Source organism: Amycolatopsis sp. NPDC059021, from assembly GCF_042739895.1.
In the GTDB taxonomy this organism is placed as follows: Bacteria; Actinomycetota; Actinomycetes; order Mycobacteriales; family Pseudonocardiaceae; genus Amycolatopsis.
In genome coordinates this window covers 1-16,520 of the sequence record NZ_JBHYIQ010000118.1, presented here as the reverse complement: position 1 = coordinate 16,520, position 16,520 = coordinate 1, and the positions used below count along the sequence as shown (strand labels likewise).

The 16,520-nt window shown below is 71.2% G+C and carries 11 protein-coding genes; 5 read left to right on the top strand and 6 right to left on the bottom strand.

The window, feature by feature from the left end:
- Positions 1-157 precede the first annotated feature (157 nt).
- The 4 genes from ACFWX1_RS41645 to ald all read right to left on the bottom strand — a co-directional run bounded on the left by ACFWX1_RS41645 (position 158) and on the right by ald (position 7,791).
- Positions 158-3,928: an ABC transporter ATP-binding protein gene (locus ACFWX1_RS41645; RefSeq protein ID WP_378395409.1), complete on the bottom strand. Its 3,771-nt coding sequence runs from the start codon at positions 3,926-3,928 to the stop codon at positions 158-160.
- Positions 3,929-4,044: 116 nt separating this feature from the next.
- A complete protein-coding gene (locus ACFWX1_RS41640) occupies positions 4,045-4,926 on the bottom strand; it encodes an ABC transporter permease (protein WP_378395408.1) in 882 nt (293 codons plus the stop codon).
- A complete protein-coding gene (locus ACFWX1_RS41635; RefSeq protein WP_378395407.1) occupies positions 4,926-6,050 on the bottom strand; it encodes an ABC transporter ATP-binding protein in 1,125 nt (374 codons plus the stop codon). The genes ACFWX1_RS41640 and ACFWX1_RS41635 overlap by 1 nt, the downstream gene beginning before the upstream one ends.
- Positions 6,051-6,675: 625 nt before the next feature.
- Positions 6,676-7,791: an alanine dehydrogenase gene (gene ald, locus ACFWX1_RS41630; RefSeq protein WP_378395406.1), complete on the bottom strand. Its 1,116-nt coding sequence runs from the start codon at positions 7,789-7,791 to the stop codon at positions 6,676-6,678.
- A 196-nt stretch (positions 7,792-7,987) separates the two neighbouring features.
- Here ald and ACFWX1_RS41625 point away from each other — a divergent pair, with 196 nt between their 5' ends.
- The 3 genes from ACFWX1_RS41625 to ACFWX1_RS41615 are packed head-to-tail and all read left to right on the top strand — an operon-like array spanning position 7,988 to position 10,238.
- Positions 7,988-8,929 carry a zinc-binding dehydrogenase gene (locus ACFWX1_RS41625; protein WP_378395405.1) on the top strand — a complete coding sequence of 314 codons (942 nt, stop codon included), beginning with the start codon at positions 7,988-7,990 and terminating at the stop codon, positions 8,927-8,929.
- Positions 8,929-9,813 carry an LLM class flavin-dependent oxidoreductase gene (locus ACFWX1_RS41620; protein WP_378395404.1) on the top strand — a complete coding sequence of 295 codons (885 nt, stop codon included), beginning with the start codon at positions 8,929-8,931 and terminating at the stop codon, positions 9,811-9,813. Before ACFWX1_RS41625 ends, ACFWX1_RS41620 begins: the two co-directional genes overlap by 1 nt.
- Positions 9,813-10,238: a pyridoxamine 5'-phosphate oxidase family protein gene (locus ACFWX1_RS41615; protein ID WP_378395403.1), complete on the top strand. Its 426-nt coding sequence runs from the start codon at positions 9,813-9,815 to the stop codon at positions 10,236-10,238. Before ACFWX1_RS41620 ends, ACFWX1_RS41615 begins: the two co-directional genes overlap by 1 nt.
- A 245-nt stretch (positions 10,239-10,483) precedes the next feature.
- Here the strand turns inward: ACFWX1_RS41615 and ACFWX1_RS41610 are convergent, their stop codons facing one another.
- Together ACFWX1_RS41610 and rdmE are read right to left on the bottom strand one after the other, a co-directional pair.
- Complete coding sequence (locus tag ACFWX1_RS41610; RefSeq protein ID WP_378395402.1) at positions 10,484-12,052, bottom strand: PucR family transcriptional regulator; 1,569 nt, start codon at positions 12,050-12,052, stop codon at positions 10,484-10,486.
- 88 nt (positions 12,053-12,140) lie between these two features.
- Entirely contained in the window at positions 12,141-13,709 is a 1,569-nt protein-coding gene (rdmE, locus tag ACFWX1_RS41605; RefSeq protein ID WP_378395401.1) for an aklavinone 12-hydroxylase RdmE, read from the bottom strand.
- A 154-nt stretch (positions 13,710-13,863) separates the two neighbouring features.
- Between rdmE and ACFWX1_RS41600 the strand changes: the two genes are divergently transcribed.
- Together ACFWX1_RS41600 and ACFWX1_RS41595 are read left to right on the top strand one after the other, a co-directional pair.
- Positions 13,864-15,180, top strand: coding sequence for a bifunctional o-acetylhomoserine/o-acetylserine sulfhydrylase (locus ACFWX1_RS41600; protein WP_378395400.1), 1,317 nt, complete (start codon positions 13,864-13,866; stop codon positions 15,178-15,180).
- A complete protein-coding gene (locus ACFWX1_RS41595; protein WP_378395399.1) occupies positions 15,177-16,304 on the top strand; it encodes a homoserine O-acetyltransferase in 1,128 nt (375 codons plus the stop codon). The genes ACFWX1_RS41600 and ACFWX1_RS41595 overlap by 4 nt, the downstream gene beginning before the upstream one ends.
- Positions 16,305-16,520: the final 216 nt, after the last annotated feature.

Genomic DNA, 16,520 nt, shown 5'->3' with positions numbered 1-16,520 from the left:
GAAAACACCTTGGAACTGGCCCCGCAGACTCCCTTCGCGACGCTCAACCCGGATCCGCCGCGTCTTGCCTGTCGCGAACGCTCCGTTCGGGACGATCAGCGTCGCCAACGGAGCGTTCAGGACACCAACTCGGGCGATCGAGTGGCGGGCTCGCCGGTCAGGCCAGGGACCAGAGGTGGGCGTAGTGGCCGCCGGCGGCCAGCAGTTCGGCGTGGGTGCCTTGTTCGATGACGCGGCCGTGGTCGAGCACGATGATGCGGTCGGCGCGGGCGGCGGTGGCCAGGCGGTGTGCGACGACGAAGGTAGTGCGGCGCCGGGTCAGCTGGTCGGTGGCACGCAGGACGGCCGATTCGGTGGCCGGGTCCAGCGCCGCGGTGGCCTCGTCGAGCAGCAGGATGTCCGGCTCGACGAGTTCGGCGCGGGCGAGGGCGACGAGCTGACGCTGCCCCGCGGACAGGGAACGGCCGCGTTCCCCGACCGGCTGCCGGAAGCCCGCCGGAAGCGCGGCGACGCCGTCCAGCGCGCCGACGGCGCGGACGGCCGCCTCCACCTCGGCGTCGGTGGCGGACGGGCGGCCGTAGCGGACGTTGTCGGCGACCGTGCCGGAGAACAGATGCGCCTCCTGGGGGACGACACCCATCCGGCCGCGCAGCCCGGACAGATCGTACTCGCGGACGTCGGTGCCGTCGATGCGGACTTCGCCGCCGGTGACGTCGTAGTAGCGCGCGATCAGCTTCACCGCCGTGGACTTCCCGGCGCCGGTCGCGCCGACCAGCGCGACGGTCTCGCCCGCGGCGACGTCGAGCGAGAGGTCCGCCAGCGCGAGGTTTTCGCTTGCGGTGTAAGCGAAATCGACATCCTTGAAGCTGACCTCGCCGCGCAGCCGGTCCGGGACCGCGACCGGGTGCTCGGCCGCGGGGACCGAGGTCGGCGTGCGCAACAGGTCACCGATGCGGTTCAGCCCCACCCGCGCCTGCTGGTACCCGTCGAACACCGAGGACAGCTGCTGGATCGGCGAGAAGAACTGTTCGAGATAGAGCAGGAAGGCGACCAGCACACCCGCGGACAGCACCCCGCTCGCCACCCGGTTCGCGCCGACGACCAGGACCGTGGTCATCGCCAGATCGGACAGGAACGCCACCAGCGGGAAGTACGTGGCGATGTAGGCCTGCGCGCGTAACCGTGAGCTCCGGTAGTCCCAGCTGCGTTCGGCGAACGCGGCCGCGGACCGCTCCTCGCGGGTGTAGGCCTGGGCGACGCGCAGGCCGCTGACGTTCTCCTGCATGTCGGCGTTGACCACGCTGACGCGTTCGCGCGCCTCGTTGTACGCCCGCGAGGCCAGCTTGCGGAAGATCACCGTGGCGACGATCAGGATGGGCAGCACGGCCAGCGCGTACGCGGCGAGGGTCGCGTCGATCACCAGCAGTGCCACCGAAATCCCGGCCAGTGTCAAGGCGGAGACGACCGCCGTCGCGACGCCGGTCTGCAGGAACGTCGAGAGCGCGTCGACGTCGGTGGTCATCCGGGTCATGATCTTCCCGGCGAGTTCGCGCTCGTAGTAGTCGAGGCCGAGCCGTTGCAGATGCGCGTAACTGCGCACCCGCAGGCTGTACAGCACCGTCTCGCCGACGCGCGCGGTGAGCCGGGTCTGCACGTGGATGACCAGCCAGTCGGCGGCGATCACCAGCGCGCCGATCCCGGCCAGCAGCCACACCACCCAGGCCACACCCGGCCGCACACCGTGGTCGACACCCTGCTGGTACAGCGCGGGCAACGCGACCGAGGCCAGCGCGTCGGCCGCGACGAGGCCGATCACCACGGTCAGCGGCCAGCGCACCGGGCGCAGCAGGCGGCCGAGCCGGAAGCCGGGGTCGGGCGCCGTGATGTCCACATCGGACAGTCGAGGCCGGTCGTTCGCCGGTGGCAGGGCGCGGACGCCGTCGAGCAGTTCCTGGGTCGGGGGAAGGGCCAGCGCCGCGCCGTCCCCGCGACCGCCGACGAAGCCACTTCCGGCCGCGCCGGCCGAACTGCGTTCCCGTGCCGCGTCGGCCAGATCGTCGACCTCGTCGCGGGATTCGTCACTCGGCCACAGTTCCGGGGTGATCCCGGACGGCCCGCGGTCCAGGTTTTCGCACCGGCACTTCTCCTCGACGTCGTCACCCGGGCCGGCCACCAGTTCGCGGAACAGCGCGCAGCGGTCTAGAAGTTCGGCCTCGGTGCCGACGTCGACGACCCGGCCCGCGTCCAGCACGGCGATCCGGTCGGCGAGCGCCAGGGTGGACCGCCGGTGCGCGATCAGCAGTGTCGTCCGGCTCGCGGTCACCGAGCGCAGCGTCTCGTGGATCGCGGCCTCGGTCACCGTGTCGATCGCCGAGGTCGCGTCGTCGAGGACGAGCACGCGCGGATCGGTCATGAGCGCCCTGGCCAGCCCGAGCCGCTGCCGCTGCCCGCCGGACAACGTCAGCCCGCGTTCCCCGACCTGGGTGTCGTACCCCTCGGGCAGCGCCCGGATGAACTCGTCCGCCTCGGCCGCCCGCGCCGCCGCGACGATCTCCGCCTCGCTCGCGTCCGGTCTGCCGTAGGCGATGTTCTCGCGCACCGACGAGGAGAAGAGAAACGCTTCTTCGAACACCACGCCGATCGACTGGCGCAGGTCCTTCAGCCGGAGATCCCGGACGTCGATCCCGCCGATCTCGGCCGTGCCCGCGTGGACGTCGTAGAACCGGGGCAGCAGCAGGGAAATCGTCGACTTCCCGGACCCCGCCGTGCCGACCAGCGCCAGTGTCTCTCCCGGTCTTGCCTCCAGGGACAACCCGTCGAGCACCGGCTCGCTGCGGGTGTACCCGAACCGGACGCCGTCGAGCCGGATCCCGAGCGGGCCTTCGGGCAACGGGAGTGCATCCGCGCGCTCCCGGACCTCGGGCTGCGCGTCGATCAGTTCGTACACCCGCTCCGCGCCCGCGCGGGTCAGCTGTGCCTGCACCACGAACGACGAGAGCATCCGCGCCGGGCCGATCAGCGTGGCCAGATACGTCGCGAAGGCGAGGAACGTGCCGAGGCTGATGGTGCCGTTCATCGCCAGGATCCCGCCGAACGCGAGCACGGCGACCTGGCCTGCGGCCGGCAGCGCGGACGTCGTCGCCGTCGGGACCGCGGCCAGCTTCGCCGCGCGAAGGCGCTCGGCGAACAAGGTCCGCGCGGTGCGCCGCAGCCGGGAGACCTCGCGGCCTTCCTGCCCGAAACCCTTGACCACGCGGACACCGGAAACCGTTTCCTCGACGTGCTGGGCGACATCGGCGGCGCGTTGCTGCGCGGACCAGGTGGCCGGGAAGAGCCGTTTCCTGCTGCGGGCCACCACGATCGCGACCGCGGGCCCGACCACGAGCGCGATGAGCGTCAGCACCGGCGACATCCACAGCATCGCGCCGAGCGCGAGCAACGAGAAGATCACCGAGCCGGTGGAAATGGGGAACTGCATGAGCAGCGCGGTCACCAGCTGCAGATCGGTGATGGCGCGGGAGGCGACCTGCCCGGTGCGCAGCGAGTCCTGCTTGCCGCCGTCGAGCCGGGAGATGGCGCCGAACACCCGGCGCCGCAGATCGTGCTGGACGTCGAGGGCCAGCCTGCCGCCGACATACCGGCGGGCGAACGCGCTGGCGAAGTTCAGCAGCTGCAGCACGACCAGCACCGCCGCGAGCGTGCCGAGCCGCCCCGTGTGCCCGGCGACCGCGTCGTCCACCGCGGCCCGCACGAGCAGCGGGCTCGCGGCCTGCAGGCCGACGCCGAAGATCGCCGCGCACAACGAGAGCACGACGAGGGCGCGGTGCTCCCAGCAGGCAGCGGCGATCCGGCGGGCCCAGCCCGGCTGCCGGCCCGCCGTCTCAGCCGCTGGGAGCCCTTGCCGGGCGCGGGTCGAGGTGGTGGTCACCTCTCCCACATTAAGCGCCACCCCCGACAAGATCTGCCGGTTGACCCTCCGGACGTACCGAAGGCCACCTCGAGGGACGTGAATTCCCTCGAGATGGCCTTCAGTGGCTTGGTGGCTCAGGTGATGTCGCGGCGCTGGTTCCCGGCCCAGCCCGCGGCGAAGAACACCATCGTCCACGCGAAGAAGATCAACGCCGAGGCCCACCACGAGAACACACCGGGCGCGCCGGCGGCGAGCTGGAGGCCCAGCTGCGACCAGTGGTCGACGCCGTCGGGCAGATTCAGCGTGTTGATCCCGAAGGCGTTCGCCGCGATCCCGCCGACGATCCCGTTCGCGGTGCCGTTCGGCAGGATCCCGCCGAGGACGTCGGTGACGCCCCACATCGAGACCACCAGGACGTTCTCCACGATCAGGAACCACACGAGCAGCAGCACCACGGCGAGCGTGACGTTGCGCAGCACCGCGCCGAACCCGATGCCGAACAGCATCACCAGCACCGACGCCAGCACGGTCCCGCCCAGCGCGGCCAGCCACTGCGGCCCGCTCGGCAACCGCCCGGAGTCCACGCTGAGCACCGTCGCCAGCGCGGACACGCCGAAGCTCACGAGCCCGTAGAGCACGCCCCACATGATGTAGGTGAGCATCTTCGCGGACAGCGCGGTCAGCCGGTTCGGCGCGGTCAGGAACGTCGTCGTGATCGTCTTGCTGCGGTACTCGCCCGCGAGCGCGAACACCCCGAACAACGCCGGGACGATCTGCGCGATGTTGACGCCGTGCGCGATCGCGAGCATGCCCACCGGCAGCGCGTCCGCGTTCAGGCCGACCGACGCGGCGATCTCCCGCGCCGTGCCGCGCCCGATGTAGGAGGCGAAGTTGTTGGTGATCCGGCCCCAGACGAACGTCAGGCCGAACGACACCACCACCAGCGGGATGAGCAGCACCCACCAGGTGTTGAGCGTCAGCGTCTTGCGGAACTCCGCCTTGATCAGGTTCCCCATCAGCGCTGGCCTCCCCAGCCGTCGTGCTGCCCCTGCTGCTGTTGCGGCTGCGGCTGTTGTGCCTGCTGCTGCGGCGGCTGCCCCGGCTGATACCCCGGCGGCGGCCCCTGCTGCTGATACCCGGGCGGTGGCCCGTAACCCGGCGGAGGCTGCTGCTGGAACTGCTGCTGCGGCGGCCCGTACCCCGGCGGCGGCCCCTGGGCGAACCCGGGCGCACCCGCGTACTGACCCTGGGTGAGCTGGAAGAACAGCCGCTCCAGATCGGCGGTCTCCTCCTGCATCCCGTACACCGCGATCCCGGCCTTCGCCGCCAGGTCACCGATCTGCTGCACCGACGACCCGCTCACCGCGACCCGGCCGTCCGGCATCGGCGTCACCTGCGTGATCCCGTTCTCCTGCAAGGCTTTCGCCAGCCCCGCCGCGTCGGCAGGCTGCACAAGCACCCGCGACTGCTGGCTCTTGCGCAGCTGATCGAGCGAACCGTAATACCGCGTCATGCCCTGGCTGATGATGACGACCTGATCGATCGTCTGCTCGACCTCGTTGAGCAGGTGACTCGACACCAGCACCGTCCGGCCCTGCTGCGCGTACCCCCGCAGGAAGTTCCGCAGCCACAGGATGCCCTCCGGATCGAGCCCGTTCGTCGGCTCGTCGAGCACCAGCACCTGCGGGTCGCCCAGCAACGCCGTCGCGAGCGCGAGCCGCTGCCGCATGCCGAGCGAGAACCCGCCCGCCTTCCGGTCCGCCGCCGCGGCCAGCCCCACCAGCCCGAGCACCTCGTCGGCACGCTGATCCGGGACCCCGATCGCGGCCGCGTACACCCGCAGATGGTTCCGCGCGGTCCGGCTCGGGTGGAAACCCTCGTTCTCCAGCACCGAACCGACCACTCTCGCCGGATTGCCCAGCTGATCGTGCGGGCGGCCGTTGATCGTCGCCACCCCCGTCGTCGGCGTGACCAGCCCCAGCAGCATCCGCAACGTCGTCGTCTTGCCCGCGCCGTTCGGGCCGAGGAAGCCCGTCACCGAGCCCGGCTCGACCGTGAAGCTCAGGTTCTGCACCGCGTTGACCGGGCCGAACTGCTTGCCGAGGTTCTGCACCACTATCCGGCCGCTGCCGTCGTGCATACCGTCCCCTTTTTGTCACCCGAGGTTGAATCGGGCGCCATCCTGCCTCACCCGGGCCGAACGTGCGTGCGGAACGCCCCGAACCGGGCCCCGGCGACCTTCGTCACGTTCGCCCGCGGTGCGGCCGGCGTAGCTCTCCGTGGCCGAAACCCCCGATTTCCGGCTGATGAAGACGTACTTGCCGTGAGCTACACAACGAAATCGGCAGATTGTGCACCCCCGGTGCAGCGAACTCGGCGCGCATTACCTAGACTGGAACACGGCGGCCCGCTCCCAGTGACCCCCAGGCTGGTCGAGCGGGTCCGCCCTTATCTTGTTCGCGCTTCGCGCTCCCGGGGTCCTCGTACTACCCGGGGGGCCGAGCCCCCCGGACCCCCACGGTGCGGCAACTCTCGACCCAGCGTGGTTCCTTTGGCATCGGCTTCGGGCCTGGCGGCCCTTGCCTTCGGCGTCGGCCTGGCCGTGGTGTCGCTCTCGACCTAGCGTGGTCCGTGTTGGCCTTGCCTGGGCCTGTGGTCACTCTCGAACCAGCGTAGTCGCTTCGGGCGTGGGGCTGGTTTCGAGCAAAAGAGTGAGGGCCCCTCGGGTGTGGCTTGAGGGGCCCTCAGCGGGGAAAGGGTCAGGGTCAGGCGAGGATGGTGGCCAGGTCGGTGTGGGGGAGGGCGTGGGCCACGGCGACGGGTTCGTTGGTGAGGTGGCCGTCGTGGGTGTTCAGGCCCTTGGCGAGGGCGGCATCGGCGCGCAGGGCCTGCTGCCAGCCGTGGTCCGCGAGCTGCACCGCGTAGGGCAGCGTCACGTTCGTCAGCGCGTAGGTCGAGGTCCGCGGCACCGCACCGGGCATGTTCGCGACGCAGTAGAAGACCGACTCGTGCACCTGGTAAGTCGGGTCGTCGTGCGTGGTCGGCCGCGAGTCGGCGAAGCAGCCACCCTGGTCGATCGCGATGTCCACCAGCACACTGCCCGGCCGCATCCGCGCCACGAGGTCGTTCGACACCAGCTTCGGCGCCTTCGCGCCCGGCACCAGCACCGCGCCGACGACCAGGTCGGCCTGCAGCACCGACTCCTCGATCGACAGCCGGTTCGACGTCACGGTCCGGATCCGGCCCCCGAAGTCGTTGTCGATCTGCCGCAGCCGGTCCACGTTCGTGTCCAGGATCTCCACATCCGAGCCGAGGCCCAGCGCGACGCGCGCGGCGTTGAGGCCCGCGACACCGCCGCCGATCACGACGACCCGCGCCGGGTGCACACCCGGGACACCGCCCGGCAGCACCCCGCGGCCACCGCTCGGCTTCATCAGCGCGAACGCGCCGACCTGCGGAGCCAGCCTGCCCGCGACCTCCGACATCGGGGCCAGCAGCGGCAGCGCGCCGTTCGGCTTCTGCACCGTCTCGTAGGCGATCGCGGTGACGCCAGAGGACAGCAGCGCGTCGGTCAGCGGCCGGTCCGCGGCGATGTGCAGGTAGGTGAACAGCACCTGGCCCGAGCGCAGGCGCGGGTACTCCTCGGCGATCGGCTCCTTAACCTTGAGGACGAGCTCGCCCTCGGCCCACACCTCGTCGGCGGTGGCCAGGATCTTCGCGCCGGCGGACACGTACTCCTCGTCGGAGATGGACGAGCCTACGCCCGCCCCGGTCTCGACGAACACGTCGTGGCCGTGGGTGACCAGCTCGTGCACACCCGCGGGGGTGAGCGCGACCCGGTACTCGTGCCGCTTGATCTCACGGGGAACGGCGATACGCACTGCTGCCTCCTGAGGCGGGTTCTGCGTGTGCAAGTCGTGGTGCCACTCACGGTGATGTACCCGGACGGCGGTGTCATCATGCTCGGAGAACAAAGTTCAGCGGAAAACCTGGTGCCACGGGAACAGTGTTCTTGACCTCGAGTTCGGTCGAGGTTGCACGCTGTGTGCCTGCTGATCTTGTGAGGGAAGGGTGTTCATGCGCGCGGTGTGGCTACGAGAGTTCGGCGGGCCCGAGGTGCTCGTCCCGGGGGAGGCACCCGATCCGGTGGCGGGGCCCGGCCAGGTCCTGATCGAGGTGGCGTTCGTCAACGTCACCTTCGTGGAGACGCAGTTCCGGGCCACGGGCGCCGGCCCGTATCGCGCGGAACTGCCGATGATCCCCGGCAACGGGGTCGGCGGGGTGATCAGCGCGGCCGGGTCCGATGTGGACTCCGCGCTGATCGGCAGGCGCGTGGTGACCTCGACCGGGGGTTCCGGGGGCTACGCGCAGCGGGTGGCGGTGGACGCGGCGACGGTGTTCGCGGTGCCGGACGAGCTGGACACCGACGTCGCGGTCGCGCTGCTGGCCGACGGCAGGACCGCGACCGGTCTCGTCCACGCCACCCGCGTCGCGCCGGGGGAGCGGGTGCTGGTCGAGGCCGCGGCGGGCGGGGTGGGGAGCCTGCTCGTCCAGCTCGCGAAGGCGGCGGGGGCCGAGGTCGTCGGCGTGGCGGGCGGGGCGGAGAAGGTCGCGCGGGTACGGGAACTCGGCGCCGATCTCGCGGTCGACTACCGCGAGCCGGGCTGGGCGGAGCGGGTGGGCGCGGTGGACGTCGTCTTCGACGGGGTCGGCGGGGAGGTCGGCACCACGGCGTTCGGACTGCTGGCAGGCGGCGGCCGGATGGCGATGTACGGGCTCGCCAGCGGGACGTGGGCCGAAGTGTCCGAAGAGGACGCTCGGGCGCGCGGGGTGACGCTGGTGCGGTCGATCGGCGGGCCGGAGGAGATGCGGACGTTCACCGAATCGGCGCTCGCCGAGGCGGCGCTGGGCAGGCTCGCCCCGGTGATCGGGCAGCGGTTCCCGCTCGACCGCGCCGCCGACGCGCACACCGCGATCCAGACGCGCGGGACCGTCGGCAAGACCCTGCTGGTGGCGTGATGGACGTCGGGATCACTTTCACCGGGCGGGCTTTCGGGCCCGAGGGCGTCGGCGACGTCGTGGCGGACGCTCGGTTCGCCGAGGCGGTCGGGCTCGAGTCGGTCTGGGTCGGGGACCACCTCATCGCGGCGGGCAGGCCGATGCTGGACAGCATGACGGTCCTGACGACCGCGGCGGCCGCCACGAACCGGCTGAAGATCGGTTACGGGGTCATGATCCTCGCGCTGCGGCCGGTGGCGTGGGTGGCGAAGCAGATCGCCACCCAGCAACTGCTGACCGGGGGCCGGGTCCTGCTCGGGGTCGGCGCGGGCGGGAACATCCACGGCGACGCGGGGTGGCGTGCCGTCGGCAAGGACTACGCGCGACGTGGCGCGCTGACCGACGCGGCGCTGGCGGTGCTGCCGGACCTCATCGCGGGCCGTGAGTCCACAGTGGATGGTGAGCCGGTGCGCCTCGAGCCCGGTGCCGAGGTGCCGCCGATCCTGGTCGGTGGCGGCGGGGCGGCGCTACGGCGGGCCGCGCAGTACGGCGACGCCTGGTATCCGGCCATTTCCACCACGTCCGGGATCGCGGCGGAGCTGCCGAGGCTGGCCGAACTCGCCGAGCGGTTCGGGCGGCCGGTGCCGAGCGTGACGGTGGGCGTCAGTCTCGGGCTCGGCGCGTTGCCTGCTTCCGTGATCGACCGGCAGGTGCGCGGGCTGGCCGACTACGGACTGTCCGAAGCCGACGCTCGAGCCGCGATCGTGACCGGGACACCGGCGGCAGCCGCCGAGGTGTTCGCCGAACTCCGCGCGATCGGCGTTTCGCGGATCGTCGGGATGCCGTTCGGCGGGGACTGGCGGAAACAGGCGGAACTGCTCGCCGAGGCCGCGCGGCTCGTCTGATGGCGGACTTCGACGTCGACGCCTTCCTCGCCCAGCCGCTGACCGCGCGGGTCGCCACGGACGGCCCGACGGTGCGGCCGGCCTGGTACCTGTGGGAGGACGGGGCGTTCTGGATTCTCAGCGGCCCGTGGTCGCGGCTGCCGGAGCGGGTGCGGACGTCGCCCCGTCTCGCGCTCACGGTGGACGTCTGCGACCTCGGCACGGGACTGGTGCGGCAGGTCCTCGCGCGGGGCGCCGCGTCGATGGTGCCGTTCGACGTCCCGCGCGGGCGCCGCAAGCTCGTGCGCTACCTCGGGGCGGACGAGCGGCGGTGGGACCCGCGGTTCCGGGCGTACCTGCACGACGACCCCGCGGAGCGCGGCACGGTGTGGGTGCGGATGGTGCCGGGGTGGGTGAGGGCGCGGGATCTTAGCTATCGGGTCTGACTTTTCGTGCCTGCCGAAGAGGAGCAAGGGACCTTTGCTCTCGCTTTGTTGCGCACAGCGCTGCTTCGACGGCACGAACGGTCCACTCGCACCGCACGACCGGAAGATCCGTGCCCCGCGAACGGAATCCGGAACACGCGCCGATTACCCGGACCAGGGGGGTGCGCAGGGGGCCGTGGGGGCCTCCCCGAGGGACTCTGGCTCCCTCAGGGAGGCCCCCACGGACAGGCGCCACAGACAGAAGCTCAGCTCCACCGCAGCGCGACCAGCTGGGTGATCAGCGCCAGCCGCACGTCGGGATCGTCGAGGTCGAGCGGGACCAGTTCGAGCAGCCGCCGCATCCGGTAGCGCAGGGTGTTGGGGTGGATCCGCAGTTCCTTGGCCGCCGCGCGCGGGTCGCCGGGGTGCCGCAGCCATTCGTACAACGTGTCGACGTAGCCCGCGCGGTTCGCCTGGTCGTGGGTGTGGAGCGCTTTCAGTGGCCCCAGGTCGGCCACCTTCGCCGCCGCGCCCGACGTCGCGGCGCGGTGCAGGGCGAGCGCGGTCCACACCTCTTCGAAGGCGACCACGTGCTCGTCGACCAGGTCGGCGCGCAGGAGTCCCAACGCCTCGTCGGCCTGCGCGCGCGACACGGCGAGATCGCCGATCTCGCCCGCTGCCCCCGCGGCGGCCCGCAGGGTGCCGCCCCGGCGCTTCGCGGGTTGCTCGTTCAACGCGGTCCGCAGCTCGCGCCAGCCACCCGGGCCGGTGGTGTCCGGCACGACGGCGTAGAGCAGGCCGCCCAGTTCCGTCGCGACCGGACGGCGGCCGATGCCCTGGGAAATCCGTTCCAGCAAAGCCAATCGCGGGCCCTCGGCGTCCCGGCCGTCGCCGCCCGCGACCTCGATGACGACCACGCGGTGGGGCTCGTCGGACAGGTCCAGCTCGGCCATCGCCTTGCGCGGCGTCGCGCGTCCTTCGAGGACGGCGCGCAGGAGTTCGGCGGTGGCGCGGCGCTGCGCGTCGGTGTGCGCGCGCCGCCGGAGCAGATGCAGCGCGACGACGGGGGCGGCGTCGGCGAACGCGGCCGCGCGCTCCTCCGAGACCGGCCCCGCGACGACCGCCCACATCGAACCGAGCAGTTCGCCGCCCATCCGGATCGGCACGATGAGCCGGGGCAGCGTGCCGTCGCGCTGGGCGGGCACGAAGATCGTCTGCCTGCCGCGCGAAAGCTCCCGGAACACACCACGGGAGCGGAAGCGCGCCAGCACGTCGTCGGGAATGCGGCGGCCCATGATCGTCGCGACCCGCGCGGGGTCGGTGAGGTCCTGCCGCGCCGAGTAGGCGAGCACGCGCGAGTTCGTGTCCTCGATGGTCACCGGCGCGTCGACCACCGCGGCGACGGCGTCGGCGAGGCGGAACAGGTCGCCGGAGCCGGGATCGCCGCCGTTCTCCAGCGACTCCGACTCGTCGGCGAGTGCGTCGAGGACGGTGCGCAGCAGCCACACCAGCTGGGCCCACGACGTTGCCGCGTGCACCTGGACCAGCGCGATCCCCGCCGATTTCGCCGCGCGCTTCACCGTCGGCTTGGCCGCGAGCGGCGGCTTCAGCAACACCGCCGCGGCGCCCTGGCGCGCGCTCGCCTTGACGAGTTCGGCGGCGTCGGCCGCTTCCGTGATGGCGACGCCCAGCACCAGGTCGCCGCCGGAGAAGCTGGGCGATCCGCCGGGTTCGGCGATCACGACGTCGGCGACGGCGGGCGGGTCTTCAGGCAGTTGGAGTGCGTGGAGCAGCGTCGGCCCCACCCTGTCGACCACGTTGCGCACCGAGACCACGGGGACATTGTCTCCGACCGGCCGGTCGCCCGCTGACTCGTGAGCGTTCCGACCGGTTCTCGGCGGCCGGAACGCTCACGAGCCCTTCTCACCGGCTGAGCACCCTCCCCAGCGCGTTCCACAACTCCCCGGCCGGATCCTCCGAAGGCTCGGCGCTGCGCCACGCGACGATCCCGTCCGGCCGCACCAGGCTCGCGCCCCCGGTCGCCAGGCCGGACCGCGCGGCGGGCGCGGTGTCCAGCACGTGGCAGGCGATCCGGATTCCGGTCTCCGCCGCGACGTCGGCGACGGCCGGGCACCATCGTGACCCGTCCTCGGCGCACAAAACCACCCAGTCGCCCCCGAGAACGTCCACAGTGGACTTCGTGAAGCCGTCGACCGTGATCGGGACGTCGGGGAAGCGGAAGCCGGGCCGTCCGCTCGGCTCCAGCGGATTCTCACAGCGGGCCGGATCGTCGTCCTCCGCGATGACCGCGGTCGACCGGTAGCGGAAGCCGAGCATCGCCGCGAACGAATCCTCGGGCGGCGCCAGATCGGAGACGTCGAGATCCGGCTGCATCCGTTCCTTCAGGTGATGCAGCGAAGTGTTCACGATCATCTGGGCGATCGGGCGCCGCTCGGCCTCGTAGGTGTCGAGCAGTTCGTCGCCGGCGTCGCCGTCCAGCACCGCCGCCAGTTTCCAGGCTAGGTCGGCGCCGTCACCGACCGCGGTGTTCCCGCCCTGGCCCCCGGTCGGCGGCGTCACCTTCGCCGCGTCCCCGACCAGGAACACCCGGCCGGAGCGGAATCGTTCGGCGACCCGCGCCGCGATCTCCCATGGGCCGGTCCACTGGATCCGCGGCTCCAGTTCGGGAAGATCGGTCGCCAGCCGGATCAGTTCGGCGATCCGCTCCGGCGGGAAGTCCGCCGGGCTCTGCCCCTTCTCCGGGTAGTAGTCCAGGGAGAACACGTACCGGCCGGGGATGTCGGTATTGGACAGACCGCCGACGAACTCCGGGTGCTGCAAGTAGAACAGGTCGGTGATGCCCGGCTTGACGCGATCACCGAGGTCCGCGTCGAACACCACGCCGAGGCAGTGCCCCAGCGTGCCCTTGCCCTCGACCGCGATGCCGAGGCCTTCCCGGATTCCGCTGCGCCCGCCGTCGGCCGCGACGAGATAGTCGGCGCGCACCACGGTTTCCTCGCCGGAATCACGATGACGCAGCGTCGCCGTGACGCCGTCCGCGTCCTGGGTGAACGTGACCAGCTCGGTGCGGAACCGCACCCGCGCGCAGAATTTTTCCGCCTGTGCCAGCAAGATCGGCTCGACGACCTCCTGGCCCGCCATCCCGAACGGCATCGACGTGGCCGCCGAGAAGTCCGGCTCGTTGAAGTCCTCCATGATCCGGTTGAACACCGGGCCCGCCAGGCTCGGCGCGACCGTGATGCGCAACCCCTTCGACGCGCGCGGGCTCGCGTTCAGCACCGCGTCGTCGATCCCGGCCCAGCGGAACAGCTCCATCGTGCGCGGGTTCTGCCCCGTCGCTCTCGTGTGGATGGCCGTGCTCGCGTGCCGCTCGACCGTCAGCACGTCGATTCCCCGCTGTGCCAGGAACATCGTCGCCGACAGCCCGCCGAGCCCGGCGCCGGCGACGAGTACCTGTACCCGCTCCTCCATTATTATCTCCCTGCCTGTGAATTTTGATCCCAAAAATATCTTAGCAAGAGAGGTAAATCTGTCAACTCCCATCTCGTGGGAGCCCTTGGGCTGCTCCGTTCGGCCCAGTTAGCTTCGAATCACTGCCGACCCCGTTGAGCCGCAAGGAGAAACCATGAGCGCCGACGCATCCGAGACTGCTGCGTGGTCCTTCGAGACCAAGCAGATCCACGCGGGCGCGGTGCCCGATCCGGCGACCGGCGCGCGGGCGACACCGATCTACCAGACGACGTCGTACGTCTTCCGCGACAGCCAGCACGGCGCCGACCTGTTCAGCCTCGCCGAGGCGGGCAACATCTACACGCGCATCAACAATCCCACCCAGGACGTGCTGGAGCAGCGGGTCGCCGCACTCGAAGGCGGGGTCGCGGCGCTGGCCTTCGCCTCGGGCACGGCCGCGACCACCGCGGCGATCCTGAACCTCGCGAACGCGGGCGACCACTTCGTCTCCAGCCCGGCGCTCTACGGCGGCACGTACAACCTTTTCCACTACACGCTGCCGAAACTGGGCATCGAGGTGTCGTTCGTCGAAGACCAGGACGATCTCGACCAGTGGCGGGCCGCGATCCGGCCGAACACCAAACTGTTCTTCGCCGAAACGCTGGCCAACCCCGGCAGTAACGTCCTCGACATCCGCGGGGTCGCCGACGTCGCGCACACGGCGGGCGTCCCGCTCATCGTGGACAACACGGTGCCGACGCCGTATCTGCTGCGGCCGATCGAGCACGGCGCCGACGTCGTCGTGCATTCCGCGACGAAGTACCTCGGCGGGCACGGCACCACCGTGGCCGGGCTGCTCGTCGACGGCGGCACGTTCGATTTCGGCAAGGATCCGGCGAGGTTCCCCGGCTTCACCGAGCCCGACCCGAGCTACCACGGGCTGAAGTTCTGGGAGGCGCTCGGGCCCGGCGCGTACGCGGCCAAGGCGCGGGTGCAGCTCCTGCGCGACACCGGTGCCGCGATCGCACCGCTCAACAGTTTCCTTATCCTGCAAGGAATCGAGACGCTCTCCCTGCGCGTCGAGCGGCATGTGTCGAACGCGCGGGCGCTCGCGGAATGGCTGGAACAGCGCGACGAGGTCGAGAAGGTCTACTACGCCGGTCTGCCGTCCAGCCCGCACTACGCGGCGGCACAGAAGTATCTGCCGCGCGGTGCCGGCGCGGTGCTGTCGTTCGATCTGCGAGGCGGCGTCGAAGCGGGGCGCGCCTTCGTCGACGGGACCGAACTGCACAGCCAACTGGTTAACATCGGTGACGTGAGGAGCCTCATCGTGCATCCAGCGTCGACCACGCACAGCCAGCTCTCGCCCGAGGAGCAGCTGGCCAGCGGTGTCACGCCCGGTCTCGTGCGGCTCGCCGTCGGACTGGAAGGGATCGAGGACCTGAAGGCCGACCTCGAAGCCGGATTCCGGGCGGCGAAGGCGGCTCTGTGAGCGATACCGGTGTCCCGCCCGTCACGGGAGCGTGGCGGGCGGGGGACCCCGTGGGCCGGCGTCAGTGGATCACCGGCCCCGGTCCGCTGCGGCTGGAGGCCGGTCGCGTGCTGCCGGAGTTCGCGATCGCCTACGAGACCTGGGGAACGCTGAACCGGGACGCGTCGAACGCGATCCTCGTCGAGCACGCGCTCACCGGCGACAGCCACGCCGCCGGGCCCGCCGGGCCGGGACATCCCAGTCCCGGCTGGTGGGACGGGCTGATCGGGCCGGGACGGGCGCTCGACACCGGCGAATTCTTCGTCGTGGTCCCGAATGTGCTCGGTGGCTGTCAGGGCTCGACCGGACCGTCCTCGCCGGATCCGGACGGCCGCGCCTGGGGCAGCCGCTTCCCCGCGGTGACCGTGCGCGACCAGGTGGCCGCCGAGGCGGTGCTGGCCGACGCGCTGGGCATCGAGCGGTGGGCCGCGGTGCTCGGCGGTTCGATGGGCGGGATGCGCGCGCTCGAATGGGCGGCCGGCCTTCCCGAACGGGTCGCGTCGGTACTGGTGCTGGCCTCGACCGCGCGGGCGTCGGCGGAGCAGATCGGCTGGGCGGCGCCGCAACTGCACGCGATCCGCGCGGATCCGCAGTGGCACGGCGGCGACTACTACGGTTCCGCCGTCGGCCCCCATCAGGGGCTCGGCATCGCCCGGCGGATCGCGCATGTCACCTATCGGAGTGAACCCGAACTGGCGGAGCGCTTCGGCGGGCGCTATCAGGACGACGAGGACCCGCTGCGCGGCGGCCGGTTCGCCGTCGAGTCCTATTTGGACCATCACGCCGACAAGCTGGTGCGGCGCTTCGACGCGGGCAGCTACGTCGTGCTGACGGAGTCGATGAACACCCACGACGTCGGACGGGACCGCGGCGGGGTGGCCGCCGCGCTGGGCCGGGTGCGCGCGCGGACGGTGGTCGCGGGCGTCGACAGCGACCGGTTGTACCCGCTGTACCAGACGGCGGAAATCGCGCGCGGCATCGCCGGGGCGGGGGAGGCGTCGGTGATCGCGTCGCCGTACGGGCACGACTCGTTCCTGATCGAGACCGATCAGATCGCCGCGCTGGTGAAGTCGCTGCTGGGGTAGTCGCCGCTGGGGTGGTCGGCCCGGCTGTGCGTGGTGAGGTGCTGAACGACGCGTTCGAGACGATCAACGGTGGCTTGCGCGGGACGCACTCTTCTGTCTACAAAGGACTTACATGCTGGTAAGGCCACCATTATGGGGGGTGTAGCCCCCAAGGTGGGCGTTCCACCCTTGGGGCCCCAAGCGCAAAGGTGCCGTGTTTGGCGGGGGTGTCGTTTA